Source organism: Aphanothece microscopica RSMan92 (genome assembly GCF_046613545.2).
Taxonomy (GTDB): Bacteria; Cyanobacteriota; Cyanobacteriia; order PCC-6307; family Cyanobiaceae; genus NIES-981.
Genome location: NZ_JBKKKY020000153.1, coordinates 1 through 1809, shown reverse-complemented (window position 1 = coordinate 1809; position 1809 = coordinate 1). Strand labels below are relative to the sequence as shown.

At 73.7% G+C, this 1809-nt stretch carries 1 protein-coding gene; it reads left to right on the top strand.

What is annotated here, in order from left to right; all coding sequences use genetic code 11:
* Nucleotides 1–9: 9 nt before the first annotated feature.
* A partial coding sequence (locus tag ACLD7X_RS16530) for a polysaccharide deacetylase family protein (protein ID WP_411424779.1) occupies nucleotides 10–1809 on the top strand: 1800 nt, incomplete at its 3' end.

Here is a 1809-nt window from a genome sequence, read left to right as displayed (position 1 = left end):
GCCGGGGCGGTGGCCGCCGTCGGCACGGACCGGCTGATCGTGGCGCTGGGGGCGCTGGCCGTGGGCTGGACCGACGGCGCCGACCCCCGCCCGATGCCCTATGCCCAGGCGATGGGTCTTGCCGCGCGCCATGGCGGCATGGTCGCGTTCTCCCCGCGCATCGGCAACACGCATGTCACCCTGACCGACGACAGCGGGGCCGCCCAGGACATCTGGGTTCTGGATGCCGCGTCGCTGTGGAACCAGATGGCCGTGCTGCGCGATCAGGGGGTGCGGCACATGGCGCTGTGGTCCGCCGGGTCCGAGGATCCGGGCGTCTGGCCTCTGCTGCGCGCGCGGCCGGGCGCGGGCGCGCTGCAGGCGCTGGGCGATGTGGTGCTGGACCACCACGTCACCTATCAGGGCGCGGGGCCCTTCCTGCGGCCGGTCGATGCGGGGGCAGACGGGCAGCGCACGCTGTTCATCGACCCCGCCACCGGCCGGATCATCGGCCAGCGCCTTGACGCGCTGCCCCGGCCCGTGACGCTGGAACGCCACGGGCAGCAGCCCGGGCGGCTGGTCGCGCTCAGCTTCGACGACGGACCCGACCCCGGGGTGACGGCGGCGATCCTCGACATCCTGCGCGACCGGGGCGTGCCGGGGGCCTTCTTCGTGGTGGGGCGCAACATGGCCCGCCACCCCGATCTGGTGCGCCGCATGGTGGACGAAGGCCATGAGGTCGGGTCGCACACCTTCTACCACCCCGAGGCCGAGGCCGTGAGTGACCTGCGCCTTGTGTTCGAACTGAATGCCGTGCAGCGCCTGCTGGCCAGCATCACGGGCCGCGGCACCACGCTGTTCCGGTCCCCCTATGGCCGCAGCGAAGGCCCGGTGACCGCGGCCGAGGCGCGGTCGCTGCTGCGGGTGCTGGACCGCGGCTATGTCGCGGTCGGGGCCGACATCGTGCCGCGCGACTGGGAAGGGCTGGCCGCCCCCGCCATCGTCGATCAGGTCGTGGCCGAGGTGCAGGCCAGCCCCGGTTCCAAGGTGATCGTGCTGCATGACGCGGGTGGCGATCGGGCGCAGACCCTGGCGGCGATCGGGCCGCTGATCGACCGGCTGCGCGCGCAGGGCCATCAGTTCGTGGCGCTGGGCAAGCTGCTGGGGCAGGACCGCGACAGCGTGATGCCGCCGCGCCGCGATGCGCTGACCTGGCTGGACGGGCTGTCCTTTGCGGTTATGGCGCATCTGGGCGCGGCGTTGCAGGCGCTGTTCTGGGTGGCGGTGCTGGCGGGGGGCGGGCGGGCGATCCTGATGCTGGCACTGGCCGCGCTGCGCCGCCCGCACCGCCCCGCCCCGGCGGTGGCGTCGGCGTCGCCGCTCCGCGTGGCCGTGGCGATCCCCGCCTTCAACGAAGAAGCGGTGATCGAACGGTCGGTCGCGGCGGCACTGGCCAGCGACTGGCCGGGGCTGCGGGTCATCGTGGTGGACGACGGATCGACCGATGCCACCGCCCGGCGGGTGGAGGACCGCTTTGGCGCCGACCCCCGCGTGACGCTGATCCGCCAGCCCAACGGCGGCAAGTGGGCGGCGATGAACGCGGCCCATGCCGCGGCCGAGGGGGCGGACATCGTGCTGGGTCTGGATGCCGACGCGGTGCTGATGCCCGGGGCGCTGCAACGGCTAGCCGCCCATTTCGCCGACCCCGCGGTGGGGGCCGTGGCAGGCAACGTGCGGGTGGGCAACCGGGTCAACCTGCTGACGCGGCTGCAATCGCTGGAATATGTGACGGCGCAGAACATCGACCGGCGCGCGGCCGAACGGTTGGGG